Here is a 22,334-nt window from a genome sequence, read left to right on the forward strand (position 1 = left end):
CCGGACCCCGGCCGCCCATGACCGAACAGGCCACTCATGACCGAACCCACCGCGCCCACCGCGTCCGCCACATCCGCCGCGCCCCACCTGCGGCGCCTCCTGGACCTGCTGGCCGACGACGCCCCCGCCGAGGCGCTGGGGGCCGTGTCCTCGCGGGCGCGGGCCGCCGGGGTGTCCGCGGCGGACCTGGCGGAGGTGGAACGGGCCACCGCCACCGCCCTGCGGATCAGGGGCTCCCTGCGCCAGCACCGGCGCCGCGAGCTCCAGCTCACCGCCCTCTTCGACACCGCGGGCGACCTTGCCGCCTCGCGGGACCTGGACGACGTGCTGAAGGCGATCGTCCGCCGGGCCAGGATGCTGCTCGGCACCGACACCGCGTACCTCACGCTCCCCGACGAGGAGGCCGGGGACACCTACATGCGGGTGACCGACGGGTCGGTGTCGGTGGTCTTCCAGCGCCTGCGGCTGGAACTGGGCGAGGGGCTCGGCGGGCTGGTGGCGCAGACCGCCCGCCCGTACGCCACCCACGACTACCGCACCGACGACCGCTTCCGCCACACCCGCAACATCAACGCCGGAGTGCTGGACGAGGGGCTCGTCGCCATCCTCGGCGTCCCGCTCCTCCTGGGCTCCAGCCGCGGCGGCACCGGCAAGGTCATCGGCGTGCTCTTCGCCGCCGACCGCGCGCCCCGGGTGTTCAGCCCCGACGAGGTCGCCCTGCTGTGCTCGCTCGCCGCGCACGCCGCGATCGCCATCGACACCGCACGCGCGCTCGCCGACACCCGGTCCGCCCTGGACGGACTCGCGGCGGCCAACGCCGAACTTGCCGAGGCCAACGCCGCCGTACGGGCCCACTCGGCGGCCATGCGGCGGGCCGAGGAATCCCACGACCGGCTGACCGACCTGGTGCTGCGCGGCCGTGACGTGAAGGACGTGGCCGCGGCCGTCGCGGGCCTGCTGGGCTCCCCGCTCACCATCCACGACCCGGGCGGGCGGCCCCTCGCGGCGGTCCGGCCCGACGGCGTGGCCTTCGCCGCCGACAGCATGGACGCCGGATGGCTGGCCGAGACCGCCGAGGAGTCCCGTACGGGGGCGCGCGCCGTGCACCGCGACGGCCGGTGGATCTGCGCCGTCCTCGCCGGGCGGGAACTGATGGCCCGCCTCGTCCTGCACCGGCGCGAACCGCTCGACGACTCCGACCGGCGGCTGTTCGAGCGGGCCTCGGTGGTGACCGGGCTGCTCCTGCTGCTGCGGCGCACGGTCGCCGAGACCGAGAACCGGGTCCGCGGCGAACTGATCACCGACCTGCTGACCGACTCGGACCGCGACCCGGCCGGACTCGTCGAACGCGGCAGGCGGCTCGGCATCGACCTGGACCGGCCGCACCTGCTGCTGCTTGCCGACGGCGGGGCGCGGGGTCGGCTGGCCCCCGCCGCGATGCGCTATCTGTTCGGCGGCGATCTCCGCGGAGTGAGCGCGGAACACCACGGCAGCGTGGTGCTGTTGATCACCACCGACGACCGGGGCGCCGAAACCGACGACCGGGGTGCCGCCATCGACGACCGGGGCGCGGACCCCGGCGACGTGGCACGTGCGGCGGCGGCGCAGCTCGGGCAGCTCGTCCAGGCCCCGGTCACCGTGGCCGCCGCCGGTCCGGCCCGCGGGGTCCGGGAACTCGCCGCCGCGTACGGCGAGGCCGTCCGCTGCCTGAGCGCCATGCGGGTCCTGGGACGTACCGGACAGGGCGCGTGCGTCGAGGAACTCGGCTTCCTGGGCGTGGTGCTGGGCAACGGCCGGAACGTCGACGGTTTCGTGTCCGCGACGCTCGGGCCGTTGCTGGAGTACGACGCCCAGCGCGGCACGCACCTCGTGCGGACCCTGGGCGCCTACTTCGGGTCCGGGGGCAGCCTGGTCCGCGCCAAGGACGAACTCCACGTGCACGTCAACACGGTGGTGCAGCGGCTGGAGCGGGTGCAGGTGCTGCTGGGGCACGACTGGAACGAGCCGGGACGGGCGCTGGAACTGCAACTGGCCCTGCGGCTCCATCAGCTCAAGGAGTGAGGGGGCGGTGGGGGGAATTCCGCGGACGCGGGGCTCCCCCCACCACCACACACCACCGCCCGTTTCAGGAGACCCCGCACAGCTCCAGCAGCTGCCGTACGACCTCACCGGCGCCCCGCCCGCCCGTCAGCACGGTGTAGTGGTTGACGTCGGGCACCTCCACCGGCGTCACCCCCGTGCCGTCCAGGGCGGCCGCCGCCAGGCGGGTCTCGTCGTACAGTCCCTGTGCCTCGTCCATCAGGCCGCGCCGCGCCCACAGCAGCGTCGCCGGGGCGGGCAGCTTCCGGATCGCCGTCAGCACCTCCTCGTCGAACAGGCCGATGCCGTCGGTGCGCACCGCCTCGATCCGGCAGGTGGAGCGCATGGCCGGTTCCTCGCCGGTCAGGTCGCGCTGGATGTACGCGTCCACCTCGTCCGACCAGTGGTCCGCGAACGCCGGGTGCGCCTGCCAGAACGCGCGGTACGCGGCCCGGTCCGGGAAGGCCATCGACAAGCGGTCCATGGCCGGGCCGATCACCGCGGTCATCAGCTCGTCCGGCGACAGGTGCGTGGGCGCCGGGAAGCCGACCCCGCCGTCGACCAGCAGCAGCGGACCGAACCGCTCCGGGTGCCGTACGGCGGCCAGCGCCGTCACGAACGCGCCCATCGAATGGCCCGCCAGGACCACCCTGCCCGGGCCCAGCGCCTCGGCCACGGCGGCGACGTCGTCGGCGTGCGCGGCGATGCCGTACGGCCCCGGCAGGGCGCGGCTTCCCGCCCGGCCGCGCAGGTCCGGGGCGACCAGGGTGGCGCGGCCGTCCAGCAGCCTCGCCACCGGGCCCCAGGACAGGGCGTTGGACGTGATGCCGTGCAGGGCGACGACGACCGGGGCGTCCGGCTCCCGGGCGGGCCAGCGCAGCACCGCCAGTTCGCCCCCGGTCACGGGGACCTGTATCTCCTCGTACGGCGTCACGGCTGTCCGTTCTCCTTCCGGGCGACGTGCGGTGCGGGGGTTCTGGCCGGGCCGCGACGCGCGGCGGCCAGTCGGGCGGGCAGCCGGGCCAGGCCGCCCGGCAGCAGGTGTACCACGGCGACGAACAGCACACCGAGCAGGAACAACGGCTGGGACAGCGGCACCCGCAGCACCGCGGGCAGGTCCGCGACCGCGCCCGACCCGGCCAGGTCGCCGAGCCGGTGATCGGCCCAGGTGTACAGGATGCCGCCGACCATCGGGCCCCAGCGGGTGCCGGATCCGCCGAGCACCACCATCACCAGCAGCGAGAGGGTGAAGTCGGAGGTGGTCGTCTGCGGGGTCGAGCCGCCGGTGAGCAGCAGGTGCACCAGGCCGCCCAGCGCGGCCAGCGCGCCCGCCAGGACGAACGCCGTCAGCTTGAACCCGTACGGCTTGAGGCCCAGCACCTCCACCCGGCGCTCGTTCTCCTTGATGCCCTCCCAGACCCGCCCGGTGGGGGAGCGGACCACCCAGTGGACGACGGCCAGGGTGAGAACGAGGTAGCCCAGTGCCACCCAGTACAGGTTGGCGGTGTGGTCGATGCCCACCAGCCAGGACGGCAGCAGATCGGCGGGGGCGGCCCGGCCCTCCTCGCCGCCGGTGAGACCCCCCGGGTTGCGGGAGACCAGGATCGAACCGGCCTGGGCGAACGCCAGCGTCACCATCGAGAAACCGATTCCGGTGACCCGCAGGCTCACCGACCCCAGCACCAGCGCGAGCACGATCCCCGAGCAGAGTCCGAGCAGCGCGGACACCGCGAACGGCAGCCCCGCCTCCAGCAGGAACACGTTCGTGGCGTAGCTGCCCGTGGCGAAGTACAGCGCGTGCCCGAAGGAGAGCAGCCCGGTGCGGCCGAGCAGCAGGTCGTAGCCGGTCGCCAGGGCCCCGAACAGCAGGCAGGTGGCGAGGAGTTGCAGGCTTCCCGGGCTGCCGAGCGGCCCGTCCAGCAGGCCCGGCAGCGGCACCGCGCTGAACGGTGCGACGAGGAGGAGCAGCAGCACGGCGGCGGGCCACCAGCGGCGCAGCAACCCGGTGGCGCTCCCGGCGCCGGCCGGTGCGGTGGGGCGTTCGTCGGTGGTGCGGTCGTGTGTCTCGGTGACGGTGCTCACGCGAGCCTCCCGGTCAGTCCGCGCGGGCGGAGGAGCAGCAGCGCGGCGAGGAGCACGACGACCGCCAGGTCGCCGAGGCCCGCCGCGGTGTAGTAGTTGGCGAACTGCTGGACCAGGCCGATGACCACGGATGCCACGGCGGCCCCGGTCACCGAGCCCATGCCGCCGGTGACGACCACGACGAACGCGAAGATCAGCAGCGAGGTGCCCTGGTGGGGGTCGACCGAGCCGAAGTACAGGCCGCCGAGCGCTCCGCCGAGTGCCGCGGCACAGCCGCCGATCGCGAAGACGAGGGTGAACGCCCTGCGCACGTCGATGCCGAGCGCGGTGACCATCGCCCGGTCCTCGACCCCGGCCCGTACCACCAGGCCGTGCCGGGTGCGGCCGAGGAAGAGCCGCAGCGCCACGAGGACCACGACCGCCGCCGCGACCAGCACCAGCCGGTTGACCGGCACCTGGGCGCCGAGGAGTTCGAAGGTGCCCGACAGGGCCTTCGGGCCGGGGAAGGTGCGGGCGTCCGAGCCCCAGATCCCCGACAGCAGGGCGGGGACGGCGAGCCCCACCCCGACCGTGGCGAGCACCTGTTCGCGCGGCCGGGTGTAGAGCGGGCGGACCACGGCGAGTTCCAGCAGCACGGCGGCGGCGGTGCCCACCGCCGTGCCGAACAGCACCGCGAGGACGAACCCCGCCCCGCCGGGGCCGGCGCCGGGCAGGTTCCCGGACGCCGCCCACCAGGTGCCGTACGCGCCGATCGAGAGCAGCGCCCCGTGCGCGAAGTTGAGCACGTCCATCAGGCCGAAGATCAGCGAGAGGCCCGAGGCGACGAGGAAGTAGAGCGCCCCCAGACCGAGCCCGGTCATGGTGAGCAGAACGACGGTGGACATCAGGAACCCGCCTCCACGGAAGATGCGTCGATGGCCGGGCCGTGCCCCACGCCCAGCAGGCGCCGGGCGGCTTCGGCATCGCCGAGCAGTTCGGCGGCCGGGCCCCGGTGGGCGGTGCGGCCGTCGGCGAGCACCGCGCAGTGCGCGGCGAGCCGCCGCACGACGGCGAGGTTCTGCTCCACCAGCAGCACCGGCACCGCCTCGGCGGCCCGCTCCAGCACCTGGGCGACCTCGGTCACCACCTTGGGCGCCAGGCCCTTGGTGGGTTCGTCGGCGATGATCAGCCGGTTGCCGTTGAGCAGGGTGCGCCCGATCGCCACCATCTGCTGCTGCCCGCCGGACAGGGTGCCCGCCAACTGCTTCTCCCGCCGCTTCAGTTCGGGGAAGAGTTCGTGGACGAGCGGGTAGTCGGGCCCGTCCGCGCCGCGCCGCTCGGCCAGCCGCAGGTTCTCCGCCACGGTCAGCCCGGCGAAGACGCCCCGGTCCTCGGGGGCGTAGCCGATGCCCAGCCGGACCACGCTGTGGGTGGGCATCGACACGGTCTCCGTGCCGTCCAGCCGGACGCTGCCGGTGCGCGGGACGAGCCCGAGGACACCGCGCACGGTGGTGGTCTTCCCGGCGCCGTTGCGGCCGAGGAGCGCGGTCACCCCGTGCGCGGCGACATCGAGGTCGACGCCGTGCAGGATGTGCCGGCCGCCGATCAGGACCCGCAGGTCCCGTACGGCGAGCAGGGGTTCGGTGGTCACAGCCCCTCCCCGAGGTAGGCCTGCTGCACGGTCGGGTCGGCGGTCACGGCCTCGGGCGTGTCCAGTGCCAGCAGCCGGCCGTGGTGCATCACGGCGAGCCGGTCGGCGAGGCCCAGCAGCACGTCCATGTGGTGCTCGACCATCAGGACGGTGCGGCCCTCGTCCCGGTGCAGGGTGCGGATGAGTTCGGTGAGCGCGGGGACCTCCTCCGCGCTCACCCCGGCCATCGGTTCGTCCAGCAGCATCAGCCGGGGCTCGCCGACCAGCAGTACGGCCAGCTCCAGCTTCCGCTTCTCGCCGTGCGACAGCTCGGACGCCAGGGCCCGGGTCCGGTGGCCGAGTCCGGTGCGTTCCAGCACGTCGGCCACCTCGGTGGGGTACGGGCGGGCGCGCCGCCACAGCCGGTACGAGCCGCCGCGGGCCGCCTGGGCGGCCAGCCGGACGTGGTCGGCGACGGACATGCCCGGCCAGAGGCTCGACGTCTGGAAGGTGCGGCCCAGGCCCCGCCGCGCCCGCTCGTGCGCGGGGCGGCCGGTGACGTCCGCGCCGTCCAGCGCGATCGTGCCGGAGGTGGCCGGGGTCAGCCCGCTGATCAGGTTGAACAGGGAGGTCTTGCCCGCCCCGTTGGGGCCGATGAAGGCCAGGAACTCGCCCTCGCGGACGTCCAGCGTGACGTCCTCGACGATGGTCGCCCCGCCGACGCCCCAGCCGAGACCGGCGAGCCGCAGCACCGGGGCGGCGGCGGGGCCGGCGGCAGGAGTGCCGCCCGGCTGCTGTGCGGTGGTGTGCGATACGGGCACGGCTCAGCCCGCCGAGGGCTTCGCGGGGGGCGCCACCGTGTCCATCGGCTCGGTGGTCACCAGCCGCGGCTTCGCGCCGGAGCCCGTCCCGTCGAGCTTCGCGACGAACATCGGCTGGAGCAGCGCGTGGTCCTCGGCGCGGACCCGGACCTTGCCCTTGACCCCGTCGAAGGTCCAGTCCTCCAGGGCCTTCACCATGGCGCCGGTGTCGCCGGACCCGCCCTTCTCGACGGCCCGCACCACCATCTGCGCGGCGGTGAACCCGTCCGGCGTGAACAGGTCCGGGGTGCCGCCCGCCTTGCCGACCGCGTCCAGCATGGCCTTCTCCACGGCGTTGCCGCCGCCCGCGCCGGGGAAGTAGTGCGCCAGGAACGACACCTGGGATCCGGCGTCCCCGAAGACCGGGTACGAGGCCGCCCCGGCGAGGCCGGTCACGACCTTGCTCGCCGCGGGCACGCCCTGCTGGTCGAGCGCGGTCCACAGCGCGGGCGCGGTCGAGCCGGCCCAGGCGACGAAGACGAGGTCGGGACCGCCCGCCTTGACCTGCCGGGCGAACGGGGTCAGGTCCGTGGCGCTGGGCGGGGCCAGCACGGAGCCCACCGTCGCGCCCCGGCCGCCGAGGACCGCCTTCACCGCGGCCACGTTGGCCTGGCCGAAGGTGGAGTCCTGGGCCAGCACGGTGACCTTCTTGCCCCTGGCGTCGCCGAGCATCGCCCCGGCGGTGAGGATGTCCTGGTAGGACTGCCGCCCCGAGCGGAAGGTGTAGCCGTTGATCCCGGTCACGGCGTCGGTGGCGGCCGGGCCGCTGATGTAGAGCACCTTGTTCTGGGCGGCGAGCGGCGCCATCTGGAGCGCCACCCCGGAATCGGTGGTGCCGGCCAGCACCTTGTAGCCCTTCCCGATCAGGTTCTTCGCCGCCGCGACCGCCTTGCCGGGGTCGCCCGCGTCGTCCTGCTCGGAGACCTCGATCCGGTGCCCGGCTGCCTTCCCGGTGCCCTTCGTCGCGTAGTCCAGGCCCGCCATGAAGCCCTCGCGGTACTGCTTGCCGTAGTCGGCGAGCAGCCCGGTGCGGGAGTAGACGAGACCGACCTTCACGGTGCTGTCCTTGCCGTCCCCGCCGGACCCGGCATCGTCCTCGCCGGCCTTCCCGGCGGCGGTGCACCCGGTCAGCAGGAGGCCGGCCGCGGCCAGCACGGCGACGGTGGACAGGGATCTGGGGCGGCGGACGGTGCCTGTGGCTGAGCGACGCATGGTGACCGGCTCCTCGGCGTGTTCATGGGATGTCGCCGAACCGTATGAACACCGCGCCGCCGTCGACATGGTGCCGGGCACCCCACCTCGCGCGACCGCCATGTGCCGCGCACACATGGGAGCCGGGGCGGGCCGTCGGAAGCCGGGTGGCCGAAACCTTTCGGCGCGGGCCCGGGGAGCGGGCCCGCCGCCGTCAGCGCTCCGGCGCGGTCAGGTCGATCAGCCGGCAGACCGTCTCGATGTCGATCTTCACCTGGGCGATCGACGCCCGCCCCGACAGCCAGGTGATCAGTGCCGAGTGCCAGGTGTGCTCGATGACCCGGACCGCGGACAACTGCTCCGGCGTCGGGTGCTCCAGGCCCATCGCGTCCAGGATGATCGCCGTCGTGATCCGCGAGACGGTGTCCACCTCCGGGCTGACGCTGCGGTCCGCGAAGGTCAGCGCCCGCACCATCGCGTCCGCCAGGTGCGGTTCGCGCTGGAGCGCGCGGAACGCCCGCATCAGGGTGCCGGCGACCCGCTGCGCCGGATCGTCCCCGGCCGGGGGGTGTTTGTGCAGGGTCGTGTGCATCCGCTGGAGCTGGTCCTGCATCGTGGCGACCAGTAGGTGGATCTTGGACGGGAAGTAGCGGTACAGGGTGCCGAGGGCCACCTCGGCCGCCTCGGCGACCTCGCGCATCTGCACGGCCTCGAACCCGCCGCGGAGGGCGAGTTGGGCACTGGCGTGCAGGATCCGGAGCCGACGGGCCTCCTGACGCTCGGTCAGGGGTGGCGATACCGGCCTGGCCTCCGCTGTCATGTGTCCCCCATCCAAGGCGTCTGTCCGCGACCGGAAGCGACCGGAAGCGACCGGGAGCGACCGGAGTGACCGGAGCGGCCGGAAGGAGGTGCTCGGCCTCCCGGCGGCGCACAGCATGCCAGGGCGCCGGTCGTGGCGCGAATCACCCGGTCCCGCCGTTGCACCGACGCTACCTGCCGGTAGATTCGTAGCTCATTGAACGATCCAGTCTGAAACTTGTTCTAGATTAGCGTGAGCGGTTACGCTCCGGCGAACACGCAGCGAGAAGGGTGCCGAGTGTGACCGCTGAGGCCATAGAGACCGGCCCCCACACGGGCGGCAGCGCGTCGGGTGCGTCCGGCGACCGCCCGTTGCGCATCGCACTCCTCACCTACAAGGGAAATCCTTTCTGCGGCGGCCAGGGCGTCTACGTGCGCCACCTCGGCCGTGAGCTCGCCCGCCTCGGCCACAGCGTCGAGGTGATCGGCGCCCAGCCGTACCCCGTGCTCGACGAGGGCGTCCCGCTCACCGAACTGCCGAGCCTGGACCTCTACCGCCAGCCCGACCCGTTCCGCACCCCGGGGCGCGACGAGTTCCGGGACTGGATCGACGCCGCCGAGGTCGCCACCATGTGGACCGGCGGCTTCCCCGAACCGCTCACCTTCAGCCTGCGCGCCCGTCGCCACCTCGCCGCCCGGCGGGGCGATTTCGACGTCATCCACGACAACCAGACCCTGGGCTACGGACTGTTGGCGGACCTCGGTGCCCCGCTCGTCACCACGATCCACCACCCCATAACGGTCGACCGCCAGTTGGATCTGGACGCCGCCGAGACCCGCCGCCGACGCGCCTCCGTGCGCCGCTGGTACGGCTTCACCCGCATGCAGAAGCGGGTCGCGCGCCGACTGCCGTCCGTGCTCACCGTCTCCGGCTCCTCCAGGCAGGAGATCGTCGACCACCTCGGGGTGCGCCCGGACCGCGTCCACGTCGTGCACATAGGCGCGGACACCGACCTCTGGTCCCCCGACCCCTCCGTTGCCGAGATACCCGGAAGGATCGTCACCACCTCCAGCGCCGACGTCCCGCTGAAGGGGCTGGTCCACCTCGTCGAGGCGCTCGCCAAGCTCCGCACCGGCAACGACCGCGCCCACCTCGTCGTCGTCGGCAAGCGGGCCGAGGACGGACCCGTCGCACAGGCCATAGAACGGCACGGACTCCAGGACGCCGTCGAGTTCGTCAAGGGCGTCAGCGACGCCGAACTCGTCGACCTGGTGCGCGGCGCCCAGATCGCCTGCGTTCCTTCCCTGTACGAGGGTTTCTCGCTGCCGGCCGCCGAGGCCATGGCCACCGGCACACCCCTGGTCGCCACCACCGGCGGGGCGATCCCCGAGGTCGCCGGCCCGGACGGCGAGACCTGCCTGGCCGTTCCGCCCGCCGACGCCGGGGCACTTGCCGACGCGCTCGGCAGGCTGCTCGGCGACCCGGAACTGCGCGCCCGGCTCGGCGCCGCGGGCAGGGCCCGGGTGCTCGCCCGCTTCACCTGGAAGCAGGCCGCCCTCGGCACCGCCGCCCGCTACCGCGAGGCGATCGCCGCCCGGGCCGCCGCCACCGGCCGCGACAGACGCCGTTGACCCGGCAGGCCGAGCCCGCCCCCGCCGTTCCCGCCGTACCTGCCCACTGATCCCCCTCGACCGCGAAAGCAGGCATTTGTGCTGACCGTGGACTTCACCCGCTTCCCGCTCGCCGCAGGCGACCGGGTGCTCGACCTGGGCTGCGGCGCCGGACGCCACGCCTTCGAGTGCTACCGGCGCGGCGCCCAGGTCGTGGCCCTCGACCGGAACGGCGAGGAGATCCGCGAGGTCGCGAAGTGGTTCGCCGCGATGAAGGCGGAGGGCGAGGCCCCCGAGGGCGCCACCGCCACCGCCATGGAGGGCGACGCGCTCAACCTCCCGTTCCCCGACGCGTCCTTCGACGTCGTGATCATCTCCGAGGTGATGGAGCACATCCCCGACGACAAGGGCGTGCTCGCCGAGATGGTCCGGGTCCTGCGGCCCGGCGGCCGGATCGCGGTCACGGTGCCGCGCTACGGCCCCGAGAAGGTCTGCTGGGCGCTCTCCGACGCCTACCACGAGGTCGAGGGCGGTCACATCCGCATCTACCGGGCCGACGAACTGCTCGCGAAGATGCGCGGGGCCGGTCTCAAGCCGTACGGCACCCACCACGCCCACGCCCTGCACGCCCCCTACTGGTGGCTCAAGTGCGCGTTCGGCGTCGACAACGACAAGGCCCTGCCGGTCCGCGCCTACCACAAGCTGCTGGTCTGGGACATCATGAAGAAGCCGATGGCCACCCGGGTCGCCGAGCAACTGCTCAACCCGGTCGTCGGCAAGAGCTTCGTGGCGTACGCGACCAAACCGCACCTCCCCGCCACCACCGCCGGTACCGAGCCCGGTGCCGAGGCCGCCGCCGAGGAATCCCCCAGGGCCGAGGCGTGACCACTCCCGAGCAGACCGAACACCTCGTCCTGCCCGGAGTCCTCACCGCCGAGCAGGCGGCCGAGACCGTCTCCGCCCTGCTCGCCGTCCAGCGCGACGACGGCGCGCTGCCGTGGTTCCGGGGCCACCACCTCGACCCCTGGGACCACACCGAGGCCGCCATGGCCCTCGACGCCGCGGGCGAGCACGACGCCGCGGCACGCGCCTACGCCTGGCTGGCCCGGCACCAGAACGGCGACGGCTCCTGGTACGCCGCCTACCACGACGGCGACCCGGACCGGCCCACCGACCGCGCCCTGGAGAGCAACTTCTGCGCGTACGTGGCCGTCGGCGTCTGGCACCACTACCTGGCCACCGGCGACGACGCCTTCGTCGACCGGATGTGGCCGACCGTGTACGCCGCCGTCGAGTGCGTGCTGCGGCTCCAGCAGCCCGGCGGCCAGATCGGCTGGAAGCGCGAGGCCGACGGAACCCCCGTCACCGACGCCCTCCTGACCGGCTGCTCCTCCATCCACCAGGCGCTGCGCTGCGCCCTGGCCATCGCCGAACGGCGCGAGGAGCCGCAGCCGGACTGGGAGCTGGCGACCGGCGCGCTTGCCCACGCGATCCGCCACCACCCGGAACGCTTCCTGGACAAGAGCCACTACTCGATGGACTGGTACTACCCGGTCCTCGGCGGGGTCCTCGACGCGCGGGACGCGCGGGAGCGGATCGACGAGGGCTGGGACCGTTTCGTCGTCCCCGGCCTCGGGGTGCGCTGCGTGCTGCCCAACCCGTGGGTGACCGGCGGCGAGAGCTGCGAACTCGCCCTGGCGCTGTGGGCGACGGGCGAGTCCGACCGGGCGTTGGAGATCCTCCAGTCGATCGGGCACCTGCGCGCCGAGGGCGGCATGTACTGGACGGGGTACGTCTTCGAGGGCAACCGGGACTTCTGGCCCCAGGAACTCACCACCTGGACGGCCGGTTCGCTGCTGCTCGCGGTCGCCGCGCTCGGTGGCGACGAGGCCACCACCGCGGTCTTCGGCGGCGAACGGCTGCCGCGCGGGCTGGAACCGGACTGCTGCTGAGTCCCGCCCCCGCGCGGGGACACCGGCAGGGCCGCACCGGGCGGGACGGCGGCGGCGCACCCGGACGGCCGCCCCGGCTGGCACGCCGTCCGGTTCGGGGCCAGCCTGTGCTGTGAGTGCCACGTCGGGCGCTCGCCACGGTGTCCGCCGCCGTGGGCCCGCCGGCCGGGCTGGCGGGCGGCTTCGCGTACAACCGGCTGAAGGCCGCCGCGGCCGACGCCCAGGGCGACCCGCTGCTGTCGAAGGCGGTGGCACCGCTGACGGCGGGCATCGAGACCCTCAAGGGGCTCGGCGGCAAACTCCCCGCAGGGGCGAGGCGGGCGAGGCCGACATCGGCGCCTTCGAGAGCGTGATCAACGGCATCAGGGGCGCGGGCCGCAGCGCGGGCGCGGACGTCCGTGACCGGGTGCCCAGCACCGCACAACTCGCCGGATAACCGCTGAGGTCCAGCCCCCCGGTCGTACTAGGGTGCGAGTCATGGGATCACTCTCGCACGACCTCTACTGCGACGAAATCATCGCCCGCACCGACGCGTTGAGGGGCGTGCTGCGCGGCGCCGACCTCGACACGAACGTACCGACCTGCCCCGACTGGACCCTGCGTGACCTCGCCGGGCACGTCGGCGGCGCCCATCGCTGGGCCGGCGAGATCGTCCGTACCCGGGCGGAGGAAGCGGTGCAGCCCCGGGACGTGCCGCACGTCAGGCCGGAGGGCGACGACCCCGCCGTGCTCGACGCCTGGCTGGCCGAGGGCGCGGAGAGCACCGCCGAGACGCTGCGGAAGGCCGGGACGGACCTGGAGGTGTGGTCCTGGGGCTGGGAGCACAGCACGGGCTTCTGGGCGCGCCGCATGGCCCACGAGACGATCGTCCACCAGGCCGACGCGGCACTCGCCGTCCGGGCCGGTTTCGAGGTCGCGCCCGAGTTCGCCGCCGACACGATCGACGAGTGGCTGGAGATCGTCTCGTTCGTGCGGGCCGCCGGCGACAAGAAGGCCGCCGGGCTGACCGGACCCGGGCGCTCGATCCACCTGCACGCCACGGACGCCCCGGACGCCGAATGGCTGATCGAGTTGGGCGAGGACGGCTTCGAGTGGCGGCGCGCCCACGGGAAGGCGTCCGTGGCGCTGCGCGGCCCGCTCACCGACGTGATGCTGGTCTTCAACCGGCGTCTCCCGGTCAACAGCGACCGGGTCGAGGTACTGGGGGACACGGAGGTCCTGGACTTCTGGCTGGAGCGCACCAGCTTCTGAGAGCCTGTCGGGTGACCTTCGACCGGAAGGCGGACGCGGCATGGTGCGTGCGATTCCAAGGCGTCGGGAGCGCCCGGTAGCGGAGCTGCTCGGTCATCCCGGCAACGCCGGAAGCCTGCGTGCCGGGACGTGGCCGCCCGGTCGGAGGTCACCCGAAAGCCTCTGAGCCACCGGGCCGACGGGCGGCCTCCGGCAGGCTTCCGGGCGCTTCGCCCCGCCGCTGTGCGGGCGCGGCCGTGCTGGGCCAAGCTGGAGGGGAGAGCCCTGGGGGTGCCCGGGCACCCGGGCGTGCGTGCCGGACGCCCGGAACGCCGCTGGCGTGTGTCCGCCCCCAGCACCCGGCGGCCCCGTGGAGGTGCCGATGGAGCCCGTCCGTGCCCTGAGACGGATCGCCTTCCTGCTCGAACGCGACGGCGCCGACACCTACCGTGTCCAGGCCTTCCGCACGGCCGCCTCCGTGGTGTCGGCCATGGCCGACAGGGAGGCGGCCCGGCGCGCGGCGGACGGCTCGCTGGAGTCGGTCCGGGGCATCGGGCCGCGGACCGCCGAGGTGATCCGCGAGGCGGCGGACGGGCGGGTGCCCGGATACCTGGCCCGGCTGGAGGAATCGGTGGCCGCCGCACCCCGGACCGAACACGGCACCGGCCTGCTCGCCCTCCAGCGCGGCGACTGCCATCTGCACTCCGACTGGTCGGACGGCGGCAGCCCGATCGAGGAGATGGGCCGCACCGCCGCCGAGCTCGGCCACGCCTGGGCGGTCCTCACCGACCACTCGCCCCGGCTGACCGTGGCCAACGGACTCTCCCCGGACCGACTGCGACGGCAACTTGACGAGGTCGCCGAGCTCAACACCCGGTGGGCGCCGTTCCGGCTGCTCACCGGCATCGAGTGCGACATCCTCCCGGACGGCTCCCTCGACCAGGACGACGACCTGCTGGACCGGCTGGACGTCGTCGTGGTCTCCGCGCACTCGAAGCTGCGGATGGACCCCGCGCCGATGACCGGGCGCCTTGTCGCCGCCGTACGCCACCCGCGGGCGAACGTCCTCGGCCACTGCACCGGGCGGCTGATCACCGGACGCGGCCGTCCCGAATCGCGGTTCGACGCCGACGAGGTCTTCGCCGCGTGCGCGGAGGCGGGCACCGCCGTGGAGATCAACAGCAGACCGGAACGGCTCGATCCGCCCCGGCGGCTGCTGCGCGCGGCAGTCGACGCCGGTGTGCTGTTCGCCATCGACACCGACGCGCACGCGCCCGGCCAACTGGACTGGCAGATCCACGGCTGCGCCCGCGCCGAGGAGTGCCACGTACCGGCGGAACGTGTGGTCACCACCTGGTCGGCCGACGAACTGCTGGCGTGGTCGCGCGACGGCACGATCCCCCGGTCGGCCCGCACCGGGACGGACGGGGCACGCGGGACGGTCGGTGCCGCCCCGGGACAGGAGCGGTGAAGCATGACGGCCACAACCGTGCGCGGCATCGACCACGTCGGGGTCACGGTCCCCGACCTGGAGACCGCCACCCTCTTCCTCAGCAGGGCGTTCGGCGCCGAGGTGCTGTACGACGCCCTGCGACGCCAGGACGGACCGAACGGCGGCCCGGACGTCGAGCGGCTGCTCGGCGTCCCCGCCGGGACACAGCAGTTGGCGATCAGGATGCTGGCCCTGCCCGGCACCGGGCCGGGCATCGAGCTGTTCGAGTACCAGGGACCACGCCGCGAACCGCCCGCGCTGCCCTGCGATTTCGGATGGCAGCACGTGGCGCTCTACGCCGACGACCTGGACGCGGCGGTGCGCGACTGCGTGGCCGCGGGCGCCGCGCTCCTCGACGGACCCCGGCCGCTGCCCGGCCCCGAGGCGGGGGAGCACAACCGGTTCGCCTATCTGCGCACCCCGTGGGGCAGCACCCTGGAACTCCTGACGTATCCCGACCCGCAGCCCTGGGAAGCCACCGCCGCCCGGCGCCGCGCCCGGCCCGCACCGGCCGCTGCCGCCGGGACCTGGCCCACGGACCCGGACCGGCTGGAACCGGTGTCCTGCGCGGGCCGCGCTCCCGTACCGGCCGCCGCCGGGACCTGGCCCACGGACCCGGACCGTCCGGGGGCCGCGCCTTCCTCCTGAGCCCGTTCCACCGGCCGTTCTCCGCGCGGGTCCGGAGCATCCCTTCCTCGCCGGGCGCCGGTCCGCCGCGGACGCCGGAAGCGTGCGTGCCGGGACGTGGCCGCCCGGCCGGAGGCCACCCGACAGGATCTCAGACGAGTTCCGCGAGCACCCGCAGCGTGTGCGGGTCCGGTGCCGTCACCAGCAGATCGGTCACCGGGCCCGCACGCCACGACTCCAGTCGTTCCGCGATGCGTTCACGCGGACCGACGAGCGAGATCTCGTCGGCGAACGCGTCCGGCACCGCCAGTACCGCCTCCTGCCTGCGCCCTTCGAGGAAGAGCCGCTGGACGCGCCGCGCCTCCTCCTCGAACCCCATCCGCGCCATCAGATCGGCGTGGAAGTTCCGCGCGGCGTGCCCCATCCCGCCGATGTAGAAGCCGAGCATCGCCTTCACCGGCAGCAGCCCCTTCGCGACGTCGTCGCAGACCGACGCGCGGGCCATCGGCGCGATCATGAAACCGTCGGGGAGGCCGGTGAGCGACGCCTCGTACACATCGGTGCGCATCGGCGACCAGTACAACGGCAGCCAGCCGTCGGCGATCCGGGTCGTCTGCGCGATGTTCCTCGGCCCCTCCGCCCCGAGCAGCACGGGGAGCCGGGCCCGCAGCGGATGGGTGATGGACTTCAGCGGCTTGCCCAGGCCCGTGGCGTCCGGGCCGTCGTACGGGAGGGGGTGGAACCGCCCGTCCAGCGCGACCGGAGCCTCGCGGGCGAGGACCTGGCGGACCACGTCGACGTACTCGCGGGTCGCGGTCAGCGGGCTGCTCGGGAACGGGCGCCCGTACCAGCCCTCCACCACCTGCGGTCCGGACAGCCCCAGTCCCAGCATCATCCGGCCGCCGGAGAGATGGTCGAGGGTGAGGGCCTGCATGGCGGTCGCGGTCGGGGTGCGCGCCGCCATCTGCGCGATGCCGGTGCCCAGCCGGATGCGGGAGGTGTGCGCGGCGATCCAGGTCAGCGGGGTGAACGCGTCGGACCCCCACGCCTCCGCCGTCCACACCGACGCGTAGCCCAGGCGTTCCGCCTCCCGGGCGAGCTCCAGATGATCCGCGTTCGGGCCGCGGCCCCAGTAGCCGAGCGCGAGTCCGAGCCGCATGTCGCCGCCTCCTGCACGATTCTGACGGTCTGTCAGGTGTGTGACGTAGGACGGAGGATACGACAGCGGCCCCCCGCCCGGAAGGGCGGGGGGCCGCTGTTCGTGCCGCGGAGCGGGTGGGGTCAGCCGCGCTGGATGCCCGTGGTGTCCTGGAGCACCCCGCGACGGCCGTCCTGGGTCTGGGCGATGAGCGCCGCACCGCGCTGCTCGACCGCGAGGTACCAGGTGCCCGGCGCCAGTTCGGCGATCGGCGACGGCGAACCGTCCTCGCCGTACAGCGGGCGGGCCACCGGCACCGCGAACCAGAACGGGGTGAAGTCGCCCGCCGGGGCACCGGCCGCCGTGCCCGCCTGGCCCTGCTTCGGGTCCGGCTGCGTGGGCTGCGGCTGGCCCGCCTGCGGCTGCGCGCCGTAGGGCGGCTGCTGGCCCGGCTGCGCACCGTACGGCTGCTGCTGGGCGCCCGGGTAGCCGTAGCCCTGCCCGGCCTGCGGCTGGCCGCCGTACGGCGGCTGCACGGCCTGAGGACTCGGGGCGCCCATCAACGGGGCCCGCAGCGCGGGGATCAGCGGGGTGCCGACCGCGCCGAGCGCGAGCAGGATCGCGCCGAGCAGGCCGAGGATCAGACCGGCGCCCGCGTTGCTGGAGTCGATCATCGTCCAGAACGCCGTCCACAGCACGAAGACGCTGAACGCGGTGCCGAGCTGGCCGAGTTCGAGGCCGAGAACCTTGCGGCTCGGCATCGTGCGGCCGACGACGACGAGCGCCGCCGCGATGATGCCGCCCAGGAAGAGGCTCATGAGCACCGAGAGGGCGTCCCAGGCGTTCGGGGCCGAGTATCCGGAGCAGTTGAGGCCCGCGGGGCACGTGTAACCGTTGAGGTGGAGGAAAGAGGCGATGAACAGCACCACCGCTGCTCCGATCACCACGCCGTCGCCTCGAGTGAGGGAGCGCATATTCACGTGAAGGTCCTTAGTCGATCGTCTCGTCGGGGTGGTCGCCGCACCGCCGGTGGGCGGTCGCGGCGTGCGAAGCTCGGGGGTGGCTCCCCATCGTACGGATGAATCTATCGTCTGCCCGGGCGGGTCGTGCCCCAGCCCGCAACTCGGACGCGGTTCCCCTCGGTTTCGCGTCGGAACGTCCTTCTTGCTACCCCTTCAGATAGCTGCTGATGCCGTCGGCGATGCCCTGCGCCGCCTTCTGGCGCCAGTCCGCACGGGTGAGCAGGGCGGCGTCCTTCGGGTCACGCATATTGCCGCATTCGATGAAGACTTTGGGTACGGTCGACAAATTCAGTCCGCCCAAATCCTCGCGCGTGTCCAATCCGCTGCCGCCGCCGATGTAATTGGAAGGCGCGCTTCCGGTATCGCGGACGAAAAGACCGGCGATCCTGGTGCCGAGATCGCGCGACGGCTCGACGATCTTCGAGGTGTCCGCCTTCCCGGCACGCACCGGCCCGGGAAGGATCACGTGGAAGCCGCGGTTGCCGACCGCGGAACCGTCGGCGTGCACCGACACCACGGCATCGGCCCGTGCCTCGTTGCCGATTCGGGCCCGCTCGTCGACACAGGGGCCGTACGGGCGGTCGCCGTCCTGCGTCAGCACGACGTTCGCCCCCTGCGCCCGAAGGAGATCCCGCACCCGGTGCGAGACGTCCAGGGTGAAACGGGCCTCCGCGTAACCGGCGTCGGTCGACGTCCCGGTGGTGTCGCACTCCTTGCGCGCGGTGCCGATGTCCACCGGGCGGTTGATCTCGCGGGTGTGCAGGTGGTTGTCCGGGTTGTGCCCCGGGTCGATGACCACGGTTCTCCCGGACAGCGGCCCGGAGACCGGACGGTCCGCAGGCTTCGGGGACTTCGGGGACTCAGGGGACGGCGTGGGCGATGCCGAGGTCTTCTCCGGCGCCGGGGCCGAGGGCGGCGCGGCGGAGGAACCGTCGTCGCCGGGCCGGGGCGCGGCCCGTGTCCCGCCGCTCTCGCCCGCGCCGCAGCCGGCGGCGGTCAGGCACACGGCGGCGAGCGCGGCGGCGGCGAACAGGGGCCGGCGGCGCGGTGTGGGGGGAACGCTCTCGTCGTACGGCACCCCGCGATGCTATCGGGGCGGTGACACACGGCAGGCCGGACGCCGCGGGCCGGGGCACCGTGCCCGTGCCGGCCCGGGCGGCCCGGCCTCTCCGGCGGTCTTCCGGCCGCCCGTCAGATCCCCGGGCCGGTACGCCGAAGCACCCGCAGCGAATCCGTGACCGACACCTCGGTGAACGCACCGGATTCCAGCGCCCGCAGATAGATCCGGTACGGAGCCCGGCCACCGTGCGCCGGGTCCGGGAACACGTCGTGGATCACCAGCAGACCGCCCTCGGCGACATGCGGTGCCCAGCCCTCGTAGTCCCCGTTCGCGTGCTCGTCGGTGTGCCCGCCGTCGATGAAGACGAAGCCCAACCGCCCGCTCCAGACGGCCGCGACCTGCGGGGACCTTCCGACCATCGCCACCACGTGGTCCTCAAGTCCCGCCGCGTGCAGGGTCCGGCGGAAGGTGGGCAGCGTGTCCATCCGGCCGACCTCCGGATCCACCACGGTCGGGTCGTGGTACTCCCAGCCCGGCTGCTGTTCCTCGCTGCCGCGGTGGTGGTCGACGGTGAGTGCCGTCGTTCCCGCCGCCCGGGCGACATCGGCGAGCAGGATGGTGGAACGCCCGCAGTACGTCCCGACCTCCAGGATCGGCAGCCCCAGCGCGGCGCCCTCGACGGCGGCCCGGTACAGCGCCAGCCCCTCGACCACCGGCATGAAGCCCTTGGCGGCCTGGAAGGCGGCGAGAACCTCCGGCGACGGTTCGGCAATCTCCGGCGACGGCTCGGCGACGGACTCGGCGGGCACGGTTCCTCCTGGTGGGTGCGGCGGGGACGCGTGGGGGACGGCGCTTCATCGTGCCGTACGCCCCGGCCGGGGGCGCGGGCGGGGCGGTGTACGCCCCCGGGACCTCCGCCGCCCGTCAGGCGGACCGCCGTCCGTCGAACCTGAGCAGGGCCGGTATGCGCAGCGTCAGGACGCCCAGGGCGACGACGAGGAGAAGCCCCGCGCCGAACACCGTCCGGTCCAGCCCGGCCCGTTCCGCGATCGCGCCGAGCGTGAGGGTGGCCAACGGCATGATGCCGATGGCGAGTTCCTGGAGCCCCAGGGCCCGGCCGTGCACGTCCGGGGCGGTCGTCAGCAGCAACAGGGTGGTCTGGAGCACCCCGAAGGCGGCGCTGCTGAGGCCGATGAGGCACATGAGCACGAACGACAGCGGCACGCTGCGGGACAGGGCGAACAGCACCCAGAGCGAGGCCCAGACCGCGGTGCCGATGACGAAGACGCCTCCCTTGTGACGGAAGTCGCCCAGGCCGGCGATGACGAGCGAGCCCACGAGCCCGCCGATGCCGCAGCAGGTCAGCAGAGCGCCCAGGCCCGCCGCGTCGAGCCCGAGGGAATCCTGGGCGAAGACCGGCATGAAGGACTGGTACACCGGCCACAGCAGCGTGTTCGCCGCGAGGGTGACCAGGAGCACCGCCACCGCCAGACGGTTGCGTCCGATGATCCGGAACCCTCCGGCCACCATCGCCAGCACCGACTGGGTTCCGTCGTGGACGGCCTTTCCGTACCCGCGCAGTGGCAGGAGCAGCACCAGCGAGGCCCCGTACCAGGCGGTGGAGACCCACAACGCGGCGGGCGCGCCGACCGTCGCGATCAGCGCCCCACCCAGCCCCGGGCCGATCACCTGCGTCATGTTCAGCGCCATCGCGTTGAGCGCGTTCGCGTTGGAGAGGTTCTCGCGGCCCACGAGTTCGAGGACCAGCGAGGCCCGGGCGGGCTGCGAGGGCGACTGGGCGAGACCGATCGCGAGCCCGCCGACGACCAGGACCCAGTACGGCAGCAGGCCGGCCGTGGCCAGGGCCGCCACGACGGACACCGCGCCCATCGCCCACCCGCAGGCGACGACGAGCAGCCGGACACGGTTGTGCCGGTCGGCGAAGGCGCCGGCCACCGGCCCGAGGAACATCGGCGCCAGCCGGGCGGCGGTGAACACCGCGACCAGGAACTCCGAGTGCGTCATCTCGAAGGCGAGCCAGCCGAGCACCAGGGTCTGTGTCCACACGCCGCCGAAGAAGAACACATTGGAGAACCACAGCCGTCGAAAGGGCCGGTTCCCCCGGAGCGACGCCAGCGCGGCGCGCAGCCCCCGGTCGTTGCCGGTGGCGGGAGTGGTCACGGACGGCACCTGGGGCACGGCTCCTCTCGGTGGGGCGGCCGTCCCACCGGTGCGGGGCGTACCGGCCGGGGATAAATGGTATCCCATTGATGATTTCCTGGATGAGGTGCGTGCGTCGGCCCCTTTGAATCCCGTTGTGGCAGGGATACCGGACCGGTGGCGCGGGGTCCGGGCCGTTCCCCGTCGGCGCGGCGGCGGCCCCCGGCCGGTCCGCCCGCGGATTCCGCGGGAACCCGTGGGAAAACCTGTCGACCCGACCGTCGCGCTGCGGCACCCTGCCCGGTATGGACGCCCCCGCCTTCCTGCCAGGCCTCGAACTCTGCCGCCGCTTCTACGCCGAAGCCGTCCGGCCCGTACTGGAGGAGGCGGTTCCCGGTCTGGTGCACTCCGCCGCCCGGATCGGCAGCGGTTCGGAGGTGCTCGGATACGACACGGCCCGCTCCACGGACCACGAGTGGGGCCCCCGCGTCCAGGTCTTCCTGAGCCCCCGGGACGTCGCCCGCCACGGCGCGGCCATCGGTGCCCTGCTCTCCGAACGCCTGCCGAAGACCGTCTGCGGCTACCCCACCCACTTCGCCGCCACCGGCGAGGCGGGCATCGGGGTCATGCGGGCGACCGACGGGCCCGTCCACCACCGGGTCGAGATCACCGACCCGGCGACCTGGTTCGTCGCCCGGCTCGGCTTCGATCCGGGGGAGGGCGTCACCACGGACGATTGGCTGTCCGCCCCCACCCAGCGTCTCGCCGAGGTGACCGCGGGTGCCGTCCTCCACGACGGGCTGGGGCGGCTCGGCCCGGCCCGGACCGCTCTCGACTGGTACCCCCACGACCTCTGGCTCCATCTGCTGGCCCGCCAGTGGCGGCGGATCTCCCAGGAGGAGGCGTTCGTCGGCCGCTGCGGGGAGACCGGCGACGAACTCGGCTCCGCCGTCGTCGCCGCCCGTCTGGTGCGCGATCTGATGCGGCTGTGCCTGCTGATGGACCGCCGCTACCCGCCGTACGGCAAATGGCTCGGCTCGGCCTTCGCCCGCACGTCCGAAGCGGCCTCCCTCACCCCGCACCTCACCGCCGCGCTCGCCGCCACCGACTGGCGCACCCGGGAGGCGCACCTCTGCCGCGCCTACGAGACGGTCGCCGCTCTGCACAACCGGCTCGCCCTCACCGACCCGGTCGACCCGGCCACCCGGCCGTACCACAGCCGCCCGTTCCGGGTGCTGCACGCCGAGCGCTTCACCGCCGCCCTCGCCGCCCGCATCACCGACCCGGCCGTGCGGGCCCTGCCGCCGAGCGGCGCCGTCGACCAGTTCGTCGACAGCACCGACGTCCTCGGCCGGGCCGAGTCGGCGCGTGCCGTCACCCGGGCCGCGCTCGACGCCCAGGAACCGTGAGCCCGGGTACGGGG

Annotated in this window: 20 protein-coding genes and 1 pseudogene; 9 read left to right on the forward strand and 12 right to left on the reverse strand. The window is 73.7% G+C overall.

All coding sequences use genetic code 11. The features are described from left to right. Positions 1-36 precede the first annotated feature (36 nt). Positions 37-2,061, forward strand: a complete 2,025-nt coding sequence (locus tag ACF1CT_RS09410) for a helix-turn-helix domain-containing protein (RefSeq protein ID WP_391783201.1) — start codon at positions 37-39, stop codon at positions 2,059-2,061. A gap of 64 nt (positions 2,062-2,125) precedes the next feature. Here the strand turns inward: ACF1CT_RS09410 and ACF1CT_RS09415 are convergent, their stop codons facing one another. From ACF1CT_RS09415 to ACF1CT_RS09445, 7 genes are all read right to left on the reverse strand, one after another. Then, positions 2,126-3,013, reverse strand: coding sequence for an alpha/beta hydrolase (locus tag ACF1CT_RS09415; RefSeq protein ID WP_391783202.1), 888 nt, complete (start codon positions 3,011-3,013; stop codon positions 2,126-2,128). Further along, the gene (locus ACF1CT_RS09420) at positions 3,010-4,161 is read right to left on the reverse strand and encodes a branched-chain amino acid ABC transporter permease (protein ID WP_391783203.1); all 1,152 of its coding nucleotides are present in this window, start codon (positions 4,159-4,161) and stop codon (positions 3,010-3,012) included. The genes ACF1CT_RS09415 and ACF1CT_RS09420 overlap by 4 nt, the downstream gene beginning before the upstream one ends. Further along, positions 4,158-5,045, reverse strand: a complete 888-nt coding sequence (locus ACF1CT_RS09425) for a branched-chain amino acid ABC transporter permease (RefSeq protein ID WP_391783204.1) — start codon at positions 5,043-5,045, stop codon at positions 4,158-4,160. Before ACF1CT_RS09425 ends, ACF1CT_RS09420 begins: the two co-directional genes overlap by 4 nt. Next, complete coding sequence (locus ACF1CT_RS09430) at positions 5,045-5,791, reverse strand: ABC transporter ATP-binding protein (protein ID WP_391783205.1); 747 nt, start codon at positions 5,789-5,791, stop codon at positions 5,045-5,047. The genes ACF1CT_RS09425 and ACF1CT_RS09430 overlap by 1 nt, the downstream gene beginning before the upstream one ends. After that, a complete protein-coding gene (locus tag ACF1CT_RS09435; RefSeq protein ID WP_391783432.1) occupies positions 5,788-6,522 on the reverse strand; it encodes an ABC transporter ATP-binding protein in 735 nt (244 codons plus the stop codon). Before ACF1CT_RS09435 ends, ACF1CT_RS09430 begins: the two co-directional genes overlap by 4 nt. A gap of 72 nt (positions 6,523-6,594) precedes the next feature. After that, positions 6,595-7,842 (reverse strand): substrate-binding domain-containing protein, encoded by a 1,248-nt coding sequence (locus ACF1CT_RS09440; RefSeq protein WP_391783206.1) that lies wholly within the window; start codon positions 7,840-7,842, stop codon positions 6,595-6,597. Between the two features lie 193 nt (positions 7,843-8,035). Beyond that, positions 8,036-8,641, reverse strand: coding sequence for a TetR family transcriptional regulator (locus ACF1CT_RS09445; RefSeq protein ID WP_391783207.1), 606 nt, complete (start codon positions 8,639-8,641; stop codon positions 8,036-8,038). A 278-nt stretch (positions 8,642-8,919) separates the two neighbouring features. Here ACF1CT_RS09445 and ACF1CT_RS09450 point away from each other — a divergent pair, with 278 nt between their 5' ends. The 7 genes and pseudogenes from ACF1CT_RS09450 (at position 8,920) to ACF1CT_RS09480 (ending at position 15,552) form a co-directional block, all read left to right on the forward strand. After that, positions 8,920-10,251, forward strand: a complete 1,332-nt coding sequence (locus ACF1CT_RS09450) for a glycosyltransferase family 4 protein (RefSeq protein ID WP_391783208.1) — start codon at positions 8,920-8,922, stop codon at positions 10,249-10,251. Between the two features lie 78 nt (positions 10,252-10,329). Next, positions 10,330-11,115: a methyltransferase domain-containing protein gene (locus tag ACF1CT_RS09455; RefSeq protein ID WP_391783209.1), complete on the forward strand. Its 786-nt coding sequence runs from the start codon at positions 10,330-10,332 to the stop codon at positions 11,113-11,115. After that, positions 11,112-12,182 (forward strand): prenyltransferase, encoded by a 1,071-nt coding sequence (locus ACF1CT_RS09460; RefSeq protein ID WP_391783210.1) that lies wholly within the window; start codon positions 11,112-11,114, stop codon positions 12,180-12,182. The genes ACF1CT_RS09455 and ACF1CT_RS09460 overlap by 4 nt, the downstream gene beginning before the upstream one ends. 164 nt (positions 12,183-12,346) lie before the next feature. After that, positions 12,347-12,618 (forward strand): annotated as a pseudogene (locus ACF1CT_RS09465) (hypothetical protein); the annotation flags it as partial. 41 nt (positions 12,619-12,659) lie between these two features. Further along, positions 12,660-13,433 carry a maleylpyruvate isomerase family mycothiol-dependent enzyme gene (locus ACF1CT_RS09470; protein WP_391783211.1) on the forward strand — a complete coding sequence of 258 codons (774 nt, stop codon included), beginning with the start codon at positions 12,660-12,662 and terminating at the stop codon, positions 13,431-13,433. 361 nt (positions 13,434-13,794) lie between these two features. Further along, positions 13,795-14,883: a PHP domain-containing protein gene (locus tag ACF1CT_RS09475; protein ID WP_391783212.1), complete on the forward strand. Its 1,089-nt coding sequence runs from the start codon at positions 13,795-13,797 to the stop codon at positions 14,881-14,883. Between the two features lie 3 nt (positions 14,884-14,886). Then, complete coding sequence (locus ACF1CT_RS09480; RefSeq protein ID WP_391783213.1) at positions 14,887-15,552, forward strand: VOC family protein; 666 nt, start codon at positions 14,887-14,889, stop codon at positions 15,550-15,552. 130 nt (positions 15,553-15,682) lie between these two features. Here the strand turns inward: ACF1CT_RS09480 and ACF1CT_RS09485 are convergent, their stop codons facing one another. The 5 genes from ACF1CT_RS09485 to ACF1CT_RS09505 all read right to left on the reverse strand — a co-directional run bounded on the left by ACF1CT_RS09485 (position 15,683) and on the right by ACF1CT_RS09505 (position 20,932). Next, positions 15,683-16,690 (reverse strand): LLM class F420-dependent oxidoreductase, encoded by a 1,008-nt coding sequence (locus tag ACF1CT_RS09485; RefSeq protein WP_391783214.1) that lies wholly within the window; start codon positions 16,688-16,690, stop codon positions 15,683-15,685. A gap of 122 nt (positions 16,691-16,812) precedes the next feature. Further along, positions 16,813-17,649 (reverse strand): hypothetical protein, encoded by an 837-nt coding sequence (locus ACF1CT_RS09490; protein ID WP_391783215.1) that lies wholly within the window; start codon positions 17,647-17,649, stop codon positions 16,813-16,815. A 187-nt stretch (positions 17,650-17,836) separates the two neighbouring features. After that, positions 17,837-18,769 (reverse strand): N-acetylmuramoyl-L-alanine amidase, encoded by a 933-nt coding sequence (locus tag ACF1CT_RS09495; RefSeq protein WP_391783216.1) that lies wholly within the window; start codon positions 18,767-18,769, stop codon positions 17,837-17,839. Between the two features lie 113 nt (positions 18,770-18,882). Beyond that, a complete protein-coding gene (locus ACF1CT_RS09500; protein WP_391783433.1) occupies positions 18,883-19,470 on the reverse strand; it encodes a class I SAM-dependent methyltransferase in 588 nt (195 codons plus the stop codon). A gap of 205 nt (positions 19,471-19,675) precedes the next feature. Further along, positions 19,676-20,932 carry an MFS transporter gene (locus tag ACF1CT_RS09505; RefSeq protein WP_391783217.1) on the reverse strand — a complete coding sequence of 419 codons (1,257 nt, stop codon included), beginning with the start codon at positions 20,930-20,932 and terminating at the stop codon, positions 19,676-19,678. A gap of 284 nt (positions 20,933-21,216) precedes the next feature. Between ACF1CT_RS09505 and ACF1CT_RS09510 the strand changes: the two genes are divergently transcribed. After that, on the forward strand, positions 21,217-22,320 hold the full coding sequence (locus ACF1CT_RS09510; RefSeq protein ID WP_391783218.1) for a DUF4037 domain-containing protein: 1,104 nt from the start codon (positions 21,217-21,219) through the stop codon (positions 22,318-22,320). Positions 22,321-22,334: the final 14 nt, after the last annotated feature.

Origin of the sequence: Streptomyces sp. NPDC014734 (genome assembly GCF_043083325.1) — a bacterium.
GTDB lineage: Bacteria > Actinomycetota > Actinomycetes > Streptomycetales > Streptomycetaceae > Streptomyces.

Excerpts from the sequence above, each read along its gene's own strand:
- ACF1CT_RS09410 (WP_391783201.1), top strand. The coding sequence starts at position 37 with ATGACCGAACCCACCGCGCCCACCGCGTCCGCCACATCCGCCGCGCCC.
- ACF1CT_RS09425 (WP_391783204.1), bottom strand. The coding sequence starts at position 5,045 with ATGTCCACCGTCGTTCTGCTCACCATGACCGGGCTCGGTCTGGGGGCG.
- ACF1CT_RS09440 (WP_391783206.1), bottom strand. The coding sequence starts at position 7,842 with ATGCGTCGCTCAGCCACAGGCACCGTCCGCCGCCCCAGATCCCTGTCC.
- ACF1CT_RS09445 (WP_391783207.1), bottom strand. The coding sequence starts at position 8,641 with ATGACAGCGGAGGCCAGGCCGGTATCGCCACCCCTGACCGAGCGTCAG.
- ACF1CT_RS09470 (WP_391783211.1), top strand. The coding sequence starts at position 12,660 with ATGGGATCACTCTCGCACGACCTCTACTGCGACGAAATCATCGCCCGC.
- ACF1CT_RS09475 (WP_391783212.1), top strand. The coding sequence starts at position 13,795 with ATGGAGCCCGTCCGTGCCCTGAGACGGATCGCCTTCCTGCTCGAACGC.
- ACF1CT_RS09480 (WP_391783213.1), top strand. The coding sequence starts at position 14,887 with ATGACGGCCACAACCGTGCGCGGCATCGACCACGTCGGGGTCACGGTC.
- ACF1CT_RS09485 (WP_391783214.1), bottom strand. The coding sequence starts at position 16,690 with ATGCGGCTCGGACTCGCGCTCGGCTACTGGGGCCGCGGCCCGAACGCG.
- ACF1CT_RS09500 (WP_391783433.1), bottom strand. The coding sequence starts at position 19,470 with ATGCCGGTGGTCGAGGGGCTGGCGCTGTACCGGGCCGCCGTCGAGGGC.
- ACF1CT_RS09510 (WP_391783218.1), top strand. The coding sequence starts at position 21,217 with ATGGACGCCCCCGCCTTCCTGCCAGGCCTCGAACTCTGCCGCCGCTTC.